Consider the following 17,205-nt stretch of genomic DNA (forward strand, 5'->3'; position numbering starts at 1 on the left):
CTTCAGAAACGGCGATTTTGCGCGCGCAGGCTCGCTTCGCGTTCAAGACCACGGATTTCCTTGACCATCTTGGTCTTGATACGGTTGCGCTTCAGCGGCGACAGGTATTCCACGAAGACCTTGCCCAGCAAGTGATCCATTTCATGCTGGATGCACACGCCCAGCAAGCCATCGGCTTCCAGTTCGAACGGCTTGCCATGGCGGTCCAGCGCGCGCACCTTGATGCGGGCAGGGCGCTCGACGCCGTCGTACACGCCCGGCACCGACAGGCAGCCCTCGTCATAAACCTGCTTTTCTTCACTGGCCCAGGTGATCTCCGGGTTGATGAACACTTGCAGCTGGTTCTTTTCTTCGGTGATGTCGATCACCATCATCTGGATGTGCTGGTCGACTTGCGACGCCGCCAGCCCCACGCCGGGCGCGTCATACATGGTTTCGGCCATGTCATCGATCAGGGTCTGCAACTGGTCGCCGAAGTCGGTGATCGGCTTGGCGACGGTGTGCAGGCGCGGATCGGGGTAACGCAGGATATTTAAGATGGACATACGAATTGGACTGTTGGGCTGGTTGAATTAGCTGGGCACATGAAGGCTGTGCGCGGCGCTGGATCGCCGGTGGTTTTACGCTGATTGAAGGGCAAATTTTATCACAGACGCCCGTCGCGCTGTGCAAGGCAGGCTGTTTGCCGCCAGGAACCGTGCACCGAAGTGTGAACCTTTGTTGCGCCCGTCGATATCGGCCGTCCTGATGCGCCGCTACCATGGAGGACGGACGTCGTGGGACGGGATGGCGAGGGTGTCATGGATGCAAATACGGTGGTCGAAGACAGGGGCGGCGAACTGGCGTTCTGGCTGCGCCTGCAATGGCTGCCCGGCGTGGGGCCGGTGGCTGCGCGTGCCTTGCTGGCGCGCTTCGGCTTGCCTCGGGGCATATTTTCCGCATCCTACGAAGCGCTGCGCGAGGTGGTGCCGGCGGGCGTGGCGCGCGCCATCCTGCTGCCACCGAAGCCGGTTGCCAACAGCCAGCTGGAACTCACCTTGCAATGGCTGAGCCGGCCCGGCAATGCCGTGCTGACCCTGGCCGACCTGGCTTATCCTTTGCAACTGCTGGAAATTCCCGATCCACCGCTGCTCTTATATGTACGCGGCCGCCCTGAACTGTTGTCGCGGCCCTGCGTTGCCGTGATCGGCAGCCGCAACGCCAGCACCCAGGGCATGCAGAACGCGGCCGCGTTTGCCGAGGCGCTCAGCCAGGCGGGGTTGACGATCGTATCCGGCCTGGCGCTGGGCATCGACACCCATGCGCACGAGGGCGGCTTGCGCGGCGAGGGCGCAACGGTGGCGGTGATCGGCACCGGCGCTGATCTGGTCTACCCCCGGCGCAACTTTGAGCTTGCGCAAAGGATTGCCGTGCAAGGCTGCATCGTCAGTGAATATGCGCTGGGCTTGCCCGCCATTCCCAGCAATTTTCCACGCCGCAATCGCCTGATCAGTGGCCTGTCGCGTGGCGTGCTGGTGATCGAGGCGGCGGCGCAGTCCGGTTCCTTGATCACGGCGCGCCTGGCCGGCGAGTACGGGCGCGACGTCTACGCCTTGCCGGGCTCTATCCATGCCACCCTGGCCAAGGGTTGCCACGCCCTGATCAAGCAGGGGGCCAAGCTGGTCGATTCGGTCGACGATGTGCTGCAGGAGTTGCAGTGGCCCGATGTCGCCGGCGCGGCGCTGCCGGCCCACCCCCTCCTGACTGCGCCGGCCCACCCCCTGCTGGCGGCGCTGGGCTACGACCCCTGCGACGCCGACACCATCGCGGCGCGCAGCAAGCTGCCGATGGCCGAGGTGATGGGCGAGTTGCTGGCGCTGGAAATGGCGGGGCTGGTGGAACGCCTGCCGAGAGGACTGTTTCAACGCTGCAAATGACAGCTTGTCATTTGTGTGGCGGCCTTGCCGCACGGCGCTGCTTTGTCGGCTGGCACACTTGTGTCGCAGCGAGCTTAGCTGATAGAGTAGAGTCATGTTCGATATCCTGGTTTATCTCTACGAGACTTATTATCGCCCCGACGCCTGCCCCGAGCCGGCGGCGCTGGCGCGCAAACTGTCGGCCGTTGGCTTTGACGACGTGGAGATATCCGAAGCGCTGGTCTGGCTGACCGATCTGAACGCGATGGCCGGTGCCGAGCAAGTGCTGACCGCCAGTTCCACCGGCACGCGCTTTTATGTGCAGCAAGAAACCGACGTACTGGGCACGGCCGCCATCGGCTTTATCCAGTTCCTGGAAAGCGCCAAGGTGCTGTCGCCGCTGCAGCGCGAAATCGTGATCGAACGCGCGCTGGCTCTCGATGAAGCACCGGTTACCCTGGGCAAGCTGAAAGTCATCGTGCTGATGCTGCTGTGGAGCCAGGGCAAGGAACCGGACGCGCTGATGTTCGACGACCTGTTCGGTTCCGATGAAGAATTATCGCCCCGCCTGCTACATTGAACCGGGCAGGGCGAACCGGCCCATGCCTGTCCCTCGCCGCTTTTTGCGCGCCATTCACCAAGCCAGCCGATAGACTTTGCTTCTGCGCATTGTTGTCTTTAGATAACTTGCGGTTTTCCATCATCGGCGCTTATCATTGGCCGCTTGACAAGACCACAAGTCACACGGCCCCGCGCAGCAAATGCGTCGGCGCCCGGCAATGCACTGTATGATGCGCATGCTGACACTATCCTAGAGCATTTTTCGAGACTAATAACTATGACAAAAACCCTCATCATCGCCGAGAAGCCTTCTGTCGCGAACGATATCGCGAAGACGCTTGGCGGCTTTACCAAGCACGATGAGTACTTTGAATCGGATGAATACGTCCTGTCGTCGGCGGTTGGCCACTTGCTGGAAATCGCCGTGCCGGAAGAATTCGACGTCAAGCGCGGCAAATGGAGTTTCGCGCACCTGCCGATGATTCCACCGTATTTCGCGCTGAACCCGATCGCCAAGACGGAAGCGCGCCTCAAAGTATTGAACAAGCTGATCAAGCGCAAAGACGTCACCACCCTGATCAACGCCTGCGATGCCGGGCGGGAAGGCGAGCTGATTTTCCGCCTGATCGCGCAAAACGCCAAAGCCAAGCAGCCGGTCAAGCGCTTGTGGCTGCAGTCGATGACGCCGGGCGCGATCCGCGACGGTTTTGCCCACCTGCGTACTGATGAAGAGATGCTGCCGCTGGCCGATGCGGCGCGTTGCCGTTCGGAAGCGGACTGGCTGATCGGCATCAACGGCACCCGCGCCATGACGGCGTTCAACTCGAAAGAGGGTGGTTTTTACCTGACTACCGTGGGCCGCGTACAGACGCCGACCCTGTCGATCGTGGTCGAACGCGAAGACAAGATCAAGAAATTCGTGCCGCGCGACTTCTGGGAAGTGCGCGCCGAATTCGTCTGCGCGGCCGGCATCTACGAAGGCCGCTGGCTCGACACCAAGTTCAAGAAAGACGAGAACGACCCGGAAAAACGCGCCGAGCGCCTGTGGAGCAAGACGGCGGCCGACTCGATCGCCACTGCCTGCCGCGGCCGCCAGGGCACCGTCACGGAAGAATCGAAACCGACCACCTCGATGGCGCCGGGCCTGTTTGACCTGACAAGCTTGCAGCGCGAAGCGAACTCGCGTTTCGGTTTTTCCGCCAAGAACACACTGGGCCTGGCCCAGGCACTGTACGAAAAGCACAAGGTGCTGACGTATCCGCGTACCGATTCGCGCCACTTGCCGGAAGACTATATGCCGACCGTGCTGCAGGCGCTCGATACGGTCAAGCAGAACAGCAACTACCATCAGTTCGCCAAGCAGATTATCGACAAGGGCTGGGTCAAGCCGAACAAGCGCATCTTCGACAACACCAAGATATCGGATCACTTCGCCATTATCCCGACCACGATCGCGCCGAAGAACCTGTCCGAGCCGGAACAGAAACTATACGACCTGGTCACGCGCCGCTTCATGGCCGTGTTCTTCCCGCCTGCCGAATTCCAGGTCACCACGCGCTACACGGAAGTGTCGGGCCATCAGTTCAAGACTGAAGGCAAGGTGATGACCAATCCGGGCTGGCTGGCGATCTATGGCAAAGAAGCATCGACCGACGCCGACAAGGAAAGCAATGGCAACGGCAATCTGGTGCCGGTCGTCAAGGGCGAAAAAGTGCAGACCGAAAGCGTCAGCGCCAACGGCCTGGTGACCAAGCCGCCAGCGCGCTATACCGAGGCAACCTTGCTGTCGGCCATGGAAGGCGCGGGCAAGCTGATCGATGACGACGAGCTGCGTGATGCGATGGCCGGCAAGGGACTCGGGACGCCAGCGACGCGCGCTGCCACCATCGAGGGCCTGCTGACGGAACGCTATCTGCTGCGCGAAGGGCGCGAACTGATGCCGACCGCCAAGGCATCGCAACTGATGACTTTGCTCAAAGGCCTCGGCGTCAACGAACTGACGGCGCCGGAGCTGACGGGCGAGTGGGAATACAAGCTGTCGCAAATGGAAAAGGGCAAGATTTCGCGCGATGAATTCATGCGTGAAATCGCGCAGATGACGCAAATCATCGTCAAGCGCGCCAAGGAATACGACAACGACACGATTCCGGGCGAGTACGCCACCTTGAGCACGCCTTGCCCGAACTGCGGCAGCGTGGTGAAGGAAAACTACCGCCGCTTTGCCTGCACCAAATGCGATTTTTCGATGAGCAAGACGCCGGGCTCGCGCCAGTTTGAAATCGCGGAAGTGGAGCAATTGCTGAAAGACCGCACCATCGGCCCGCTGCAAGGTTTCCGCTCGAAAATGGGCCGTCCGTTTGCCGCCATCTTGCGCATCGTGCGCGATGAAGAAATCAAGAATTCCAAGCTGGAATTCGATTTCGGCCAGAACGACGAAAGCGAAGACGGCGAGGGCGTCGACTTCACGGGCCAGACGGCGCTGGGACCTTGTCCCAAGTGCAATGGCGGCGTGTATGAAATGGGCCTGGCCTATGTGTGCGAACACAGCGTGGCAAAACCCAAGACGTGCGACTTCCGCAGCGGCCGTATTATCTTGCAGCAGGAAATCTTGCCGGAACAAATGGCAAAACTGCTCAATGAAGGCAAGACCGACCTGTTGCCCGGTTTTGTATCGCAGCGCACGCGCCGTCCGTTCAAGGCCTTCCTGGTACGCGGCAAGGACGGCAAGGTAAGCTTCGAGTTCGAAGAGCGCAAGGCCAAGCCGGGCGCCAAGGCGCCAGCCAAGGGCAAGGCGGCCGCCGCCGAAGTTGAGGGCGAAGAAGGTGCGGTGCCAGCGAAAAAAGCCGCCGTCAGGAAAGCGCCAGCGAAAAAAGCGGCGGCAGTGAAAAAGCCGGCGGTGAAAAAAGCGCCAGCCAAAAAGGCCGCAGCGGCAGAGTAAGCAGCGGCTTGCAGAAAATGAAAAGCCAGGCAATTCCCTGGCTTTTTTTCGTCTGCCGGTCAGCAGCAGGCAGATAGCTCTTTCATTGTAAATATCTATTGATTCGATAAAATCAATTACCTTTTACTTTGGCGCTTCCCTCGTTACACTGTGTCCATCAGTCAACAACGAAGGAAAGCACCATGAGCACGCCGCCGCCAAATACTCCCCTGTCCACCGCTTCCGGCATTCCGCTGGCCGATAATCAGAATTCCATCAGCGCCGGCCCACGCGGCCCGCTGCTGCTGCAAGATTTTCACCTGCTTGAAAAACTCCAGCACTTCAACCGCGAGCGCATTCCGGAGCGCGTGGTGCACGCGAAAGGCTCGGGCGCCTATGGCACATTTACTGTCACGCACGATATTTCCGCCTACACCAAGGCCAGGCTGTTCAGTGAAGTGGGCAAGCAGACGCCCATGTTTGCGCGCTTTTCCACCGTGGGTGGCGAACGCGGCAGCGCCGACACGGAACGTGATCCGCGCGGCTTCGCCCTGCGCTTCTATACGGAAGAGGGCAACTGGGATCTGGTCGGCAACAACACGCCGATGTTCTTTATCAAAGATCCGATCAAGTTCCCCGACTTTATCCACACACAAAAACGTGATCCGCAAAGCAATCTGAAATCGGCCGAGATGATGTTCGACTTCTGGAGCCATGCGCCGGAAAGCCTGCACCAGGTCACCATGCTGTTTTCGGACCGCGGCACGCCCGACGGCTACCGCCATATGGATGGTTTCGGCAGCCACACTTACAGCCTGATCAATGCGGACGGCCAGCGCGTCTACGTGAAATGGCATTTCAAGACGCGCCAGGGCGTCAGGAACCTGTCGGCTACCGAGGCTGGCCGCCTGGCCGGCAGCGACCCTGACTACGCGCAGCGCGACCTGTTCGGCGCCATCGAGCGCGGCGACTTCCCGCAGTGGGAGGTGAAACTGCAGGTGGCAACCGAGGAGCAACTGGCGCAATGGGAACAGCGCACGGGCTGGAACCCGTTCGACCTGACCAAAGTGTGGCCGCATGCGGATTTTCCATTGCTGCCGGTCGGCATCTTCGAATTGAACCGCAATCCCGACAATTACCACGCAGAAGTGGAGCAAGCCGCGTTTTCGCCAGCCAATGCGGTGCCGGGCATGGGCTATTCGCCTGACAAAATGTTGCAGGGCCGTTTGTTTGCCTACCACGACGCCCAGCTCTACCGGGTCGGCACCAATCACCAGCATTTGCCGGTGAATGCTGCCCGCTGCCCCTTCCATAACCAGCAGCGCGACGGTGCGATGGCGGTCAACAATGGCGGTTCGGCACGCAATTACGCCAACGTGGCCGCCAGCGGCAGTGCGCCGCAGGGCCTGGGCCATGGCGAGCCGGCATTGGTGATCGATGGTGCTGCAGCGCGCCATGACGGCCGTGGCACCGAAGACGACTACACGCAGGCCGGCAATCTGTTCCGTTTGCTGACGCCAGAGGGCAAGCAGAACCTGTTCGACAACCTGGCCGGTCCCCTGAGTCAGGTGCGCGAGGAAACCTTGCAACGCCAGCTGGCCCATTTCGACCGCGCCGATCCGGCCTACGGCGCCGGTGTGCGCTCTGCAATGCAAGCGATAGGCAAGCAGGCGTAAGCGGCTGGCCCGTCCCGCACCATGTGGGACGGGCTTGATATCGCACAAGATCAAGCAGTTATCAAATATTGCCGCATGGACATAGTTGCCGACCATGCGTAGACTAGGATGCTTGACGATCACGCGGCCGCTTTGGTGGCGTGCAGGCTAGAAAGTTTGACGATGAATATGGCAAAGTTGACCGTGCATGGGGACGACCTCACGCTCAAGTCCATCCTGGAAGTCTTGCCGACCGAACCCGAACGCCAGTGGCGCAAGGGCGAGCCGAAAGGCGCGGGCCGCGTGTATCTCGATTCCGGTTTCGAATTGCTGGTGGCCCAGGCCAGCCAGGCGCAGGTCCTGCCTTCGCGCATACGCAGCTATTTGTCCGAATGCCGCTCGCGCGGCGTCACCTTCAGCATGCCGCGCATCGTGGCCGAGCTGCAATTTGAATTGCGCGGTGGCGACGCGCCAGGCACCCCGGCGGCAGTCCCGCTGGACTTGCCGCTGGGCGACCTGGCCGTCTTCAGCGAAATGGGCATCAGCCTGAGCGTGGCCACCCGCGCCTGACAACCGGCATTAGCGTGCGCTGATATCGACCGCGATCATATTGTCGTCTGGCTTGCGGTCGATCAGCTTGTTATCGGGATCGATGCCGGCCCTGGCTGGCAGGCTGGCCACCACCACCGTGTAGCTGGCCTGCTTGCTGTTCATCAGCTTGCGTTCGCGCAGCAGCGCATTGCCATCCTTGTCGTCCACGCCGATCTCGATCAGGTCGCGCAGCGGCGCTTCCTGCTCTTCTCCCTGTTCGCCTGCCTGCAGCTTGCCGGCCTGCACCTTGATGCTGACCTCGTATTTTCCGTCCGGCAGCTTGCGCGCCGTCGCCGCCAGCGCACGGTTATCAAACAGCACGATTTTCTCGAACAGGTCATCGATCAGATACGCCTGTTCCGGCGGTGTGACCTTGCGCAAGCCGTCGATCAGCGCCGTCACGCTGGCGTACGGCGGACCCTGGCGGTGAGGCTGTTGCAGCAGTTCGCGTAGCACGCCGTTGATCTTGTCTTCGCCGACGATGTCCTGCAGTAGATACATGGCCAGCGCGCCCTTGTGGTAGTGAATGTAATCCTGCCGCTCATTGTCGGCCAGCGGCAGCTCGCGGTTGCGCTCTTCCGCGCGGCCCATCAGGTAACGGTTCAGGTCGTAGCGCAGGAAGCGCCGCATCTTGTTCGGTCCAAAGGTTTTTTTCATCACCATCAAGGCAGAATATTCGGCCAGGGTTTCGCTCAGCACGCTCGCGCCGCGGGTGTTGCCTGCCACCAGCTGGTGGCCCCACCACTGGTGCGCCACTTCATGCGCGGTGACGTAGAACGGGTAGTCGAGATCTTTCGGGTTCTTGTCGTCGACCCTGGCGACAAAGCCCAGGCCTTCGGAAAACGGTATGGTGCCCGGAAACGACTGCGCATAGGTTGCATAGCGCGGAAACTCGACGATGCGCACGATCTTGTGCTGGTAGGGGCCGAAGCTTTTGGTGTAGTACTCGAGCGCTTCCTTGCTGCCGCGTACGAAGCGGTCCAGATTGACTTCGTGGCCCGGCTGGTAATACACATCGATGGCCACGTCCTGCCAGCGTTCGTGCCGGACGGCGTAGCGGGCCGACTGGATGGAATAAAAGTTAAGGATGGGCTGGTCCATCTTGTAATGGAAATAATGGCGGCCCTTGTCTATCCAGTCGTTGTCCAGCATGCCGGGCGCGATCGCCGTCTGGCCGTCGACGGTGCTGACGGTTGCTTCAAAGTTGATGCGGTCGGCGTCGTTGCCGACCTGGCTGTCGGCCAGGCCGCGCGCATCGTCGCGTGCCGGCGCAGGCGCGCGTGGCGGCAAGCCGTGGCGCTTGCGGTCGCGCGGGTCGCTCAGTTCCAGCTGTGGCTGGTAGCCGACATGGGGCAGCACGGCATTGGTAAAGAAGGTGCCGTTGGCCAGCACCGGCGTATCCTGGCCCAGGCCCAGCACGCCGCGCGGCGCGTAATCGACGTCGAAATCGAGGCCCAGGGTGGCGCCTGGTAACAGCGGCGCGGCCAGGCGGTAGCTGTAAAAACCCAGGCGCGTATCGTCCAGTCCCGGATGGACGCGCGTATCGAAGCGCAGCCGCATGCTGGCGGTCGGGTCCTGCTGGATGAAAATCTGGCTGATCGGCAGGGCAGTGCGGTTTTCCAGCAGATAGCGCCCCTTCACCTTCAGGGTGCGCTGGGCCGGGTAGATGGCCACGTCGAGCCTGACGTCGGCGACACGCGGCTGCGGCGTGGCCGCCAGCTTGCGGTACTGGCGCTCGAAGCTGGCGCGGTCCGCTTCGCGCGCATAGCCGGACTTGTAGTCGTTGGCGATATGGAAGGTGTAGAACAGGGTGGCGCCGGACATCAGGAATATGGCCAGGCCGGCAGCGAAGCTGGCCAGCACCGGCTGGCTCAGGGCATGGCGTGCCAGGCGCAGGCGGATGCGCCAGCTGTCGTGCGCGCCGCGCGGCCAGAACAGCAGGGCCAGCACGGTCAGCATCACGGCCGCGCCGCTCCAGTACAGCAAGTACCAGCGTTCGCGCAGCAAATAGTGGCCGGCGCCGTTCATGGCCGAGTAAATAAAGCCGGGCGTACTGCCATACAGCAGCAGCGGATTGCTCAGGTCCAGCGAGGCCAGGGTCAGGGTCGCGCCGTAATACACGATCATGGCAAAGTAGGCCAGGTAGCGCTGGTTGATCAGCACTTGCAGGAAAATCGCCAGCACGGCCATCAGGGCATAGCCGGGCAGCTGGGTCAGAAACAGTGCTTCAAAGTACAGGCCGGGATCAAGGCGGTAATAGCCCCTGACGATCTGGATCGACATGCCGCACAACATGATCACCAGGCTCAGCAATGCCTGCAGTCCGATCAGCGCAAACAGTTTCGACAGCAGCGGCAGCCAGTTCGGCACGGGCAGGGCGTCGAGCATCAGTTGCAAGCCGTTTTCGCGCTCGCGCCATACCAGTTCGCCCGCATAGAAGGTGGTGATCACCAGCATGAACGGGACGAAGGAGCCGCTGACGACATCGAGCACTTTTTCCGTCACCGGGTAGGTATTGGTGCCGTAGATCGAACCCATGTCCAGCGCGCCCGCATACATCACCAGCACGCCAGCCAGTACGATGACGACAAAATAGATGTTCTTGATGGTTTCGCGCAGGTTCAGCCAGCTCATCTGCAGCAGCAGGGCGGCCAGGCTGCGGCGGGCAAAATCGGGTGCCTCATGCGTATCGAGGGCGCTGTTCGACAGGCGTGTGGGCGGCGTGGCGTCGCCCTGGCGCCTGGCCGAGCCGCTGTCGGGCGCGGCTTGGAAGTGAAAGCGCCAGTAGCCCAGCAGCAAGGCCAGCAGCGCCAGGCCGCACCAGATGGCGCGGTTGACCAGGTACACGCCTTCCAGCGTGATCAGGCGCGTGTTGCGTTCGGCATTGGGCCAGTATTCGGTCAGATTGATCAGCGCCGTGGTACCGAACGGGTCGATCAGCGCAGCCACCGTCTTGAAGTCCAGGTCGCGCGCCAGCGATGGCGCCACCAGATAGCCGATCAGCATCACCACCGAGCTGATGTACACCGGCAACATGCGCCGCGTCAGCGCGGCAATCACGAAAAAGATCGCGCCGAAGATGAACAGGTTGGGCAGCAGGGTAAATACATACGGCATCAGATAGGCCAGCAGGCGCTGCGGCCCCAGCCGTTCGGGATCGATGCCGGGCAACCAGCTGCCCAGCCAGGCACCGAGGATAATGCTGGCAAACACCACTGCCAGCACCAGCATGGCGCCCAGAAAGCGGCCGAACACGTACTCGTATTTGCGGATCGGTGCGCTGAAGAAGAAATGCTGCATGCCGTATTCGACATCCTGCTGCACCGAGCGGCCCATCATGGCGGCCACCACCACCGCGCCGAAGCAGCCCAGCACGGCGCAGCTCAAGGCCAGCGAACGGGGCGCATTGATCAGGAAGCGGCCGCCCATGCTGATCGAGATTTCCTTGAAGGCGCCGCCCGAGGCGGCCATCCACAGCATGGACAGCGCCAGGAACATGGCGAAATACACCCAGGTGGACAGCAGCTTGAAACGCTGTCGTGCTTCAAAGAAGGCAATCGCAAACATGCTTACTCCTCGCCGCAGCCGGGGGCGACGCGGTGGCGGCCGGCGATGGTGGCGAAATACAGGTCTTCCAGGTCGCCGATGGCTTCCTCGAAACCGTCGCCCGGGTCCATATCGCTGTAGACATGGATCAGGGTGCGGCCCGACAGCAGCCGGGTCGATATCACAGCGTGGCGCTGCTGGAAGCTGGCCAGTTCCTTCTTGTCGACGAAACGCGCCCAGATCTTGCAGCTGACAGCGTCGATCAATTCCTGCGTCTTGCCGCACAACAGCACATGGCCCTTGTTGATAATGGCCATGTTGGCGCACAGGTCGGCCACGTCGGACACGATATGGGTCGATAAAATGACGGTCTTGTCTTCGCCGATGTCCGACAGCAGGTTGTGGAAACGCACCCGTTCCTGCGGATCGAGGCCGGCCGTCGGTTCGTCGACGATGATCAGTTTCGGGTCGCCCAGCAGCGCCTGCGCGATGCCGAAGCGCTGGCGCATGCCGCCCGAAAACGTGCCCAGGCGCTGGTGGCGCACATCGAACAGATTGGTTTGCTGCAGCAGGCCATCGACCACTTCGCGCCGGCGTGCGCGCTGCGACAGGCCTTTCAAATTGGCGAAATGGTCGAGCAGTTCGTAGGCGGTCACTTTCGGATACAGGCCGAAGTCCTGCGGCAGATAGCCGAGCATGCGGCGGATCTCGTCCTTGTCGTCGAGCACGTCGTAGTCGCCAAAGAAGACCGAGCCGGAATCGCATTCCTGCAAAGTTGCCAGGGTGCGCATCAAGGTCGACTTGCCGGCGCCGTTAGGGCCCAGCAAGCCGAACATGCCGGGTGGGATCGCCAGCGAAATATCGTCCAGCGCCACGACGCCGTTGGCGTAGGTCTTCGACAAGTGACGAATCTGCAATTCCATACAATTCCTTGCTCATGCTGTTAGACGTGCGGCACCCGGCGCCTGGCAGGCGATCCGGGGCTTTTCCATGATGGCATTGTATTGAATAAAGGACGTGCTGGGCAGTTGCTTGCGATGTACGGTATTTTCGCGTGCCCAGAGTGCAATTGGCGCGGTGGAATGGCGGCGCCGCCGTGCCGGCGCGCGCCGCAAGCGATCAGTTACGGAACAGCACCGCTTCGCGCTTGAACCACCAGCGGCACAGCAGCAGCAGGGCGCCGGCAATCACCGTGGTCGAAGCCAGGATCACGCCGAACATGCTGTAGTCCATGGTGCCCTTGACCAGCTCCTTCATGGCCAGCGAGACATTGGTCAGCGGCACCATTGCCCACATCCAGTTCAGGGTCACGCCAGGCAACATGGCCACCACGATGGGCAAAATGGTCAGCAGCATCAGCGGCGTGATCATGCCGGCCGCTTCCTTGTAGCTCTTGGCGTAGATCGAGATCGACAGCAGCAGCGAGGCGAAGATGGCGGCCGTTGGCACCAGCATCAGGGTGATCATCGCCAGGTCGGGCAAGGTAATGCTGCGTACCATCATGGAAAGATTGCCTTCGAGAGAGCCGCCGAATACGGTCAGCAGCACGCCCATGCTGCCCACCATCAGCACGGCCGAGGTCATGCCGACCGTAAACAGGACCAGGAACTTGGCCAGCACGATGGCGCCGCGCGGCACCGGTGCCAGCAGCAAGGTTTCCAGCGTGCCCCGTTCCTTTTCGCCGGCGCCCATGTCGATGGCCGGATACATGGCGGCCGTCAGGCACACCATCAGCAGCAGGTAAGGCAGCATGCCGCCGATGATTGCGCCCATCTGTTCGCGCTGGTCGGCGGTGGATTTTTTCTCCAGCAGCACCGGCGCCAGGGCAAACGTCAGCTGGTCGGCACTCAGGTTCAGGGCCGACAGCGCCTGCTGGCGCAAGCTGGTGTTGTAGTCGTCGATCACTTCGCGCACGCGCTGCTGCGTCACGTCGACCGTGCTGGCGCTGTTGTAGTGCAAGGTGACGCTCGCTTGCTGTTGCCGCTGCAGGGCGGCATCAAACTGCGGCGGGATCACCACCGCGAACTTGATGCGCTCATCCGCGATGGCCTGGCGGATCTCGCTTTCGTCCTTCAGGGGCACCAGGCGCAAATTGCCTTGCTGGCCAAAACGCGCGCTCAGTGCCGGTGCGTGCTGCTGGCCGAACAGGGCGTAGCGCAATTCGGCCGACTTGGCGTTCTTGAACATATTGTTTGACACATAAGCGAAGCCGCCAAAGATCAACGGCATGGCGAAGATCGGAATCAGGATGGTGAAGATCAGGGTCTTGCGGTCACGCGTGAGTTCCAGCAATTCCTTCAGGTAAATGGTCCACATGTGTTCAGGCTCCCCGGTTGATGACGCCGACAAAGGCGTCGTACAGATCCGCACTGCCGCCCAGGTGGCGCAACTCGTCCACCGTGCCGTTGAAGGCGGTCGTGCCATGGTTGATGATGCAGACACGGTCGCACAGCTTTTCCACCTCGTGCAGATGGTGGGTGGAAAAAATCAGCGGCACGCGCAGCGCCTTGTAGCTGGCAATAAAGTCCAGCAGGATCTTGGCCGACATCACGTCCAGGCCACTGGTCGGCTCGTCGAGGATCACCACCTGTGGCGCATGCACCACCGTGCGCGCGATCGCACATTTCTGCTTCATGCCGGTCGACAGCTGGTCGGCGCGCTTGTTGCCGTAGTGTTCCATCTGCAGCAGGGCGAACAGTTCATCGCAGCGCTGCCTGAGTTTGTCGGCCGGCATGCCGTGCAGGCGGCCGAAGTATTCCACGTTCTCGCGTGCCGTCAGGCGGCCATACAGGCCCGTCGAGCCGGACAGGAAGCCGATGCTCTGGCGTGCTACCAGTGGTTGCTGCAAAACATCGACGCCATTGACGAATGCGCTGCCCGCATCGGCCTGCAGCGCGGTCGACAACAGGCGCAAGGTGGTGGTCTTGCCGGCGCCATTCGGCCCCAGCAAGCCCAGCACTTCGCCGGGAGCGCAGCTGAAACTGACGTCGCGCACGGCGTGAAACCAGCCGTCGTGGTCGCGCGGATCGGGAGCCGCCGTGCTTTTGTGTGGCGCCATGCGAAAACGCTTGGCCAGGTGCTTTACCTCTATCATGGGCGCATCCATTATGGTGGGAACTTCAGGGTAGCATGTAAAAAAAGTAACTTGCAAGAAGGAAATAGTGAACAGCTATTGAAAAAGGCCGCATCTTCATGCAAGCTGCGCCGATGGGCGCTGCTTGGCGGTGCAGGGGGAGTTTAATGAGAAACATAGACGAGGCGATGCAGCAGAAAGTGCTGGCCGTGGCGCGCGCCGGCATGACCAGCGCGGAAGCCATCGGCTTCTTTCGCGTCAGCCTTGGACTGTATTACCTGGCCGGCCTGATGACGCAGGAAGAGCTCGATTTCAAGAAGATCGATGCCAAATACAACCGTTTCATTTACCACACGCTCGGTGGTGGCCACAGTATTGCCAGCGTATTGCAATTCATGAGCGGTGAAAAAGTGCTGCGCGTGCTCGAGTCGCCGCGTTTCCTGGCCGCCTTCGCCGCCCATTGCCCCGATATTCCCATCGACAGCATGTTCTTCCTGATTTCACTGAACCTGGGCGTGGCAAAAAGCCTGTCGGGCCTCGATGCGGTCGGCCCTGTGGTGGACTGGATCGAAAAGGAAAAAGCGCGCACAGGTCAAGCAAGCCAATAAAGCCGGGTCCGCCTGTGGACAGGGCCGGGACGGCTTGCCGCGATCGTCCTATAATCATGTTTTACCCTAGACATGAGTTCCGTGACGATGACCGCACACCGCTATTTCAACCCCCTGGATCGCTTGATTGTCGATGTCGACAAGGCCTTGCGCGTGATCGCCGGCGTGGCCTCGGCTTCGCGCCCGACACCGGCCGCGCAGTCGCCCGACGCCACCCTGAGCGCGGCCGAACAGCGCCACAGCGCCGGCCTGATGCGGGTCAATCATGTGGGCGAAGTATGCGCGCAAGCCTTGTACAACTCGCAAGCGCGCCATGCGCACAGCCCGGCGGTGCGCGCACAGTTCGGCGAAGCGGGCCGCGAAGAGGAAGATCATCTGGCCTGGACAGCGCAGCGCGTGCATGAACTGGGCTCGCGCCTGAGCCTGCTCAATCCCCTGTGGTATGCCGGCTCGTTTGCGCTGGGCACCCTGGCCGCGCGCATGGGCGACGGACCCAGCCTGGGGTTTGTGGTGGAAACGGAAAAACAGGTGGAAGCCCACCTGCAAAGCCATTTGGGCGAGTTGCCGCCGCAGGACGCCAAATCGCGCGCCATCGTGCGCCAGATGCAACTTGACGAGATCGAACACGGCGCCGCCGCCCAGCGCCTCGGTGCCACCGACACCCCGGCGCCGGTGAAAGCCTTGATGGGGCTGATGGGGAAAGTGATGACGAAAACGGCGTATTACGTATAAGTTACTCTTCGATGATCTCGAACGAGTGCGTAATTTCCGCTGTTTTTGCCAGCATGATCGATGCCGAGCAATATTTATCGTGCGACAGCGCCACGGCGCGTTCCACGGCGGTCGGCTTCAAGGCCTTGCCACGGACGGTGAAGTGGAAGTGTATCTTGGTAAATACTTTCGGGTCGGTTTCGGCGCGGTCGGCCTTGAGCGTCACTTCGCAGCCACTGACCGCTTCGCGGCCACGTTTCAGGATCAGCACCACGTCATAGGCGGTGCAGCCGCCCGTACCCAGCAAGACCATCTCCATCGGCCGCGGCGCCAGGTTGTGGCCGCCGCCGTCCGGTGCGCCATCCATCGTCACCAGGTGGCCGGAGCCGGTTTCGGCCCGAAAACTCATGCCCGACGGGCCATTCCAGCTAACTTTGCATTCCATCGTACTTCTCCGAAAATTGTAGGCGTTTTGTATTGTAATGGAGGAAGCACTGCCCATGTCCGGCCCGCAGCGGCGCAACAGGCCGTGATTGCAGCTTGACCCGGCAGGCCAAAGCCGCTTATACTTGTCGGCTTTCCGTTCGCTCAGGAAAAGTAAATAAGGCAGAGTCCGCGCAAGTACACAGGCGGAACCACCATTTGAGCGTGTAATCTACTAGGAAGTCAACATGAAAACATTTTCCGCTAAAGGACATGAAGTCCAGCGCGATTGGTTCGTGGTTGACGCGACGGACAAAGTCCTCGGACGTGTTGCCAGCGAAGTGGCACTCCGACTGCGCGGCAAACACAAACCAGAATTTACTCCTCACGTCGATACCGGCGACTTTATCGTCGTCATCAACGCAGGCAAACTGCGTGTGACCGGTACCAAAGCTACTGAGAAAATTTACTACCGTCACTCTGGCTATCCAGGCGGCATCTACGAAACCAACTTCCAGAAAATGCAACAGCGTTTTCCAGGTCGCGCGCTTGAGAAAGCGGTCAAAGGCATGCTGCCTAAAGGCCCACTCGGCTACGCAATGATCAAGAAGCTGAAAGTGTACGCGGAAGGTTCCCATCCGCACGCAGCTCAGCAACCTAAAGCACTTGTTCTCTAAGGAACTGACATGATCGGTAATTACAATTATGGAACCGGCCGTCGCAAGAGTGCAGTGGCTCGCGTTTTTATCAAAGTTGGCACAGGCTTGATCGTTGTTAACGGCAAACCGGCAAACGAGTACTTCTCGCGCGAAACCGGCCTGATGGTTATCCGTCAACCACTGGAACTGACCGGCAATGTCGAGCGTTTCGACATCAAAGTCAACGTCCATGGCGGCGGTGAGTCGGGCCAGGCTGGTGCAGTTCGTCACGGCATCACCCGCGCTCTGATCGACTACGATGCAGCGTTGAAACCGGAACTGGCGAAAGCCGGCTTCGTGACCCGCGATGCACGTGAAGTCGAGCGTAAAAAAGTTGGTCTGCGCAAAGCACGTCGCGCAAAACAATTCTCGAAGCGTTAATTTCTACGCTGCAGCGCTTTCGGGCGCTGTCTCAAAAGCCGCAGGCCCTCGGGCAGGCGGCTTTTTGCATTTCAACGTGCTGCGCCATTGCACTGTAAAATACGCGCAAAACCGCGCAGGCTTGCGGTATCTCCCTGATTTATCTG

At 60.9% G+C, this 17,205-nt stretch carries 15 protein-coding genes; 9 read left to right on the forward strand and 6 right to left on the reverse strand.

All coding sequences use genetic code 11. The features are described from left to right. Nucleotides 1-2 precede the first annotated feature (2 nt). Nucleotides 3-545, reverse strand: coding sequence for a peptide deformylase (def, locus tag ACQ4WM_RS17765; protein WP_436547987.1), 543 nt, complete (start codon nucleotides 543-545; stop codon nucleotides 3-5). Between the two features lie 255 nt (nucleotides 546-800). Here def and dprA point away from each other — a divergent pair, with 255 nt between their 5' ends. The 5 genes from dprA (at nucleotide 801) to ACQ4WM_RS17790 (ending at nucleotide 7,598) form a co-directional block, all read left to right on the forward strand. Then, a complete protein-coding gene (gene dprA / locus ACQ4WM_RS17770) occupies nucleotides 801-1,916 on the forward strand; it encodes a DNA-processing protein DprA (protein WP_436547988.1) in 1,116 nt (371 codons plus the stop codon). A 94-nt stretch (nucleotides 1,917-2,010) separates the two neighbouring features. Further along, nucleotides 2,011-2,475, forward strand: a complete 465-nt coding sequence (locus tag ACQ4WM_RS17775; protein WP_065308234.1) for a Smg family protein — start codon at nucleotides 2,011-2,013, stop codon at nucleotides 2,473-2,475. 258 nt (nucleotides 2,476-2,733) lie between these two features. Next, nucleotides 2,734-5,394, forward strand: a complete 2,661-nt coding sequence (locus tag ACQ4WM_RS17780; protein WP_436547989.1) for a DNA topoisomerase III — start codon at nucleotides 2,734-2,736, stop codon at nucleotides 5,392-5,394. A 182-nt stretch (nucleotides 5,395-5,576) separates the two neighbouring features. Then, nucleotides 5,577-7,049 (forward strand): catalase, encoded by a 1,473-nt coding sequence (locus ACQ4WM_RS17785; RefSeq protein WP_436547990.1) that lies wholly within the window; start codon nucleotides 5,577-5,579, stop codon nucleotides 7,047-7,049. Between the two features lie 168 nt (nucleotides 7,050-7,217). After that, complete coding sequence (locus ACQ4WM_RS17790; RefSeq protein WP_436547991.1) at nucleotides 7,218-7,598, forward strand: hypothetical protein; 381 nt, start codon at nucleotides 7,218-7,220, stop codon at nucleotides 7,596-7,598. Between the two features lie 9 nt (nucleotides 7,599-7,607). Here the strand turns inward: ACQ4WM_RS17790 and ACQ4WM_RS17795 are convergent, their stop codons facing one another. The 4 genes from ACQ4WM_RS17795 to ACQ4WM_RS17810 form a co-directional block, all read right to left on the reverse strand. After that, nucleotides 7,608-11,186 carry an ABC transporter permease/M1 family aminopeptidase gene (locus ACQ4WM_RS17795; RefSeq protein ID WP_436547992.1) on the reverse strand — a complete coding sequence of 1,193 codons (3,579 nt, stop codon included), beginning with the start codon at nucleotides 11,184-11,186 and terminating at the stop codon, nucleotides 7,608-7,610. Between the two features lie 2 nt (nucleotides 11,187-11,188). Continuing rightward, a complete protein-coding gene (locus ACQ4WM_RS17800; protein WP_436547993.1) occupies nucleotides 11,189-12,088 on the reverse strand; it encodes an ABC transporter ATP-binding protein in 900 nt (299 codons plus the stop codon). Nucleotides 12,089-12,284: 196 nt separating this feature from the next. Then, complete coding sequence (locus ACQ4WM_RS17805; RefSeq protein ID WP_436547994.1) at nucleotides 12,285-13,481, reverse strand: ABC transporter permease; 1,197 nt, start codon at nucleotides 13,479-13,481, stop codon at nucleotides 12,285-12,287. Between the two features lie 4 nt (nucleotides 13,482-13,485). Further along, nucleotides 13,486-14,259: an ABC transporter ATP-binding protein gene (locus ACQ4WM_RS17810; RefSeq protein ID WP_436547995.1), complete on the reverse strand. Its 774-nt coding sequence runs from the start codon at nucleotides 14,257-14,259 to the stop codon at nucleotides 13,486-13,488. Between the two features lie 146 nt (nucleotides 14,260-14,405). Between ACQ4WM_RS17810 and ACQ4WM_RS17815 the strand changes: the two genes are divergently transcribed. Beyond that, nucleotides 14,406-14,846, forward strand: coding sequence for a hypothetical protein (locus tag ACQ4WM_RS17815; RefSeq protein WP_436547996.1), 441 nt, complete (start codon nucleotides 14,406-14,408; stop codon nucleotides 14,844-14,846). An 87-nt stretch (nucleotides 14,847-14,933) separates the two neighbouring features. Then, nucleotides 14,934-15,578 carry a 2-polyprenyl-3-methyl-6-methoxy-1,4-benzoquinone monooxygenase gene (gene coq7, locus ACQ4WM_RS17820; RefSeq protein WP_436548158.1) on the forward strand — a complete coding sequence of 215 codons (645 nt, stop codon included), beginning with the start codon at nucleotides 14,934-14,936 and terminating at the stop codon, nucleotides 15,576-15,578. Nucleotide 15,579: 1 nt separating this feature from the next. Here coq7 and ACQ4WM_RS17825 read toward each other — a convergent pair whose 3' ends face one another. Further along, nucleotides 15,580-16,002 (reverse strand): OsmC family protein, encoded by a 423-nt coding sequence (locus ACQ4WM_RS17825; RefSeq protein ID WP_436506149.1) that lies wholly within the window; start codon nucleotides 16,000-16,002, stop codon nucleotides 15,580-15,582. A 226-nt stretch (nucleotides 16,003-16,228) separates the two neighbouring features. Here ACQ4WM_RS17825 and rplM point away from each other — a divergent pair, with 226 nt between their 5' ends. Both rplM and rpsI read left to right on the forward strand, forming a co-directional pair. Continuing rightward, nucleotides 16,229-16,657: a 50S ribosomal protein L13 gene (gene rplM / locus ACQ4WM_RS17830; protein WP_010393282.1), complete on the forward strand. Its 429-nt coding sequence runs from the start codon at nucleotides 16,229-16,231 to the stop codon at nucleotides 16,655-16,657. 9 nt (nucleotides 16,658-16,666) lie between these two features. Beyond that, entirely contained in the window at nucleotides 16,667-17,059 is a 393-nt protein-coding gene (gene rpsI, locus ACQ4WM_RS17835; protein ID WP_010393285.1) for a 30S ribosomal protein S9, read from the forward strand. Nucleotides 17,060-17,205 lie beyond the last annotated feature (146 nt).

Source organism: Janthinobacterium longum (genome assembly GCF_051380735.1).
Taxonomy (GTDB): Bacteria; Pseudomonadota; Gammaproteobacteria; order Burkholderiales; family Burkholderiaceae_D; genus Janthinobacterium.

What these genes read in the sequence shown, in the direction of transcription:
- ACQ4WM_RS17785 (WP_436547990.1), top strand. Translation starts at nt 5,577, where the DNA reads ATGAGCACGCCGCCGCCAAATACTCCCCTGTCCACCGCTTCCGGCATT.
- coq7 (WP_436548158.1), top strand. Translation starts at nt 14,934, where the DNA reads ATGACCGCACACCGCTATTTCAACCCCCTGGATCGCTTGATTGTCGAT.
- ACQ4WM_RS17815 (WP_436547996.1), top strand. Translation starts at nt 14,406, where the DNA reads ATGAGAAACATAGACGAGGCGATGCAGCAGAAAGTGCTGGCCGTGGCG.
- ACQ4WM_RS17805 (WP_436547994.1), bottom strand. Translation starts at nt 13,481, where the DNA reads ATGTGGACCATTTACCTGAAGGAATTGCTGGAACTCACGCGTGACCGC.
- ACQ4WM_RS17800 (WP_436547993.1), bottom strand. Translation starts at nt 12,088, where the DNA reads ATGGAATTGCAGATTCGTCACTTGTCGAAGACCTACGCCAACGGCGTC.
- ACQ4WM_RS17825 (WP_436506149.1), bottom strand. Translation starts at nt 16,002, where the DNA reads ATGGAATGCAAAGTTAGCTGGAATGGCCCGTCGGGCATGAGTTTTCGG.
- ACQ4WM_RS17780 (WP_436547989.1), top strand. Translation starts at nt 2,734, where the DNA reads ATGACAAAAACCCTCATCATCGCCGAGAAGCCTTCTGTCGCGAACGAT.
- rplM (WP_010393282.1), top strand. Translation starts at nt 16,229, where the DNA reads ATGAAAACATTTTCCGCTAAAGGACATGAAGTCCAGCGCGATTGGTTC.
- ACQ4WM_RS17790 (WP_436547991.1), top strand. Translation starts at nt 7,218, where the DNA reads ATGGCAAAGTTGACCGTGCATGGGGACGACCTCACGCTCAAGTCCATC.
- dprA (WP_436547988.1), top strand. Translation starts at nt 801, where the DNA reads ATGGATGCAAATACGGTGGTCGAAGACAGGGGCGGCGAACTGGCGTTC.
- rpsI (WP_010393285.1), top strand. Translation starts at nt 16,667, where the DNA reads ATGATCGGTAATTACAATTATGGAACCGGCCGTCGCAAGAGTGCAGTG.
- def (WP_436547987.1), bottom strand. Translation starts at nt 545, where the DNA reads ATGTCCATCTTAAATATCCTGCGTTACCCCGATCCGCGCCTGCACACC.
- ACQ4WM_RS17775 (WP_065308234.1), top strand. Translation starts at nt 2,011, where the DNA reads ATGTTCGATATCCTGGTTTATCTCTACGAGACTTATTATCGCCCCGAC.
- ACQ4WM_RS17810 (WP_436547995.1), bottom strand. Translation starts at nt 14,259, where the DNA reads ATGATAGAGGTAAAGCACCTGGCCAAGCGTTTTCGCATGGCGCCACAC.
- ACQ4WM_RS17795 (WP_436547992.1), bottom strand. Translation starts at nt 11,186, where the DNA reads ATGTTTGCGATTGCCTTCTTTGAAGCACGACAGCGTTTCAAGCTGCTG.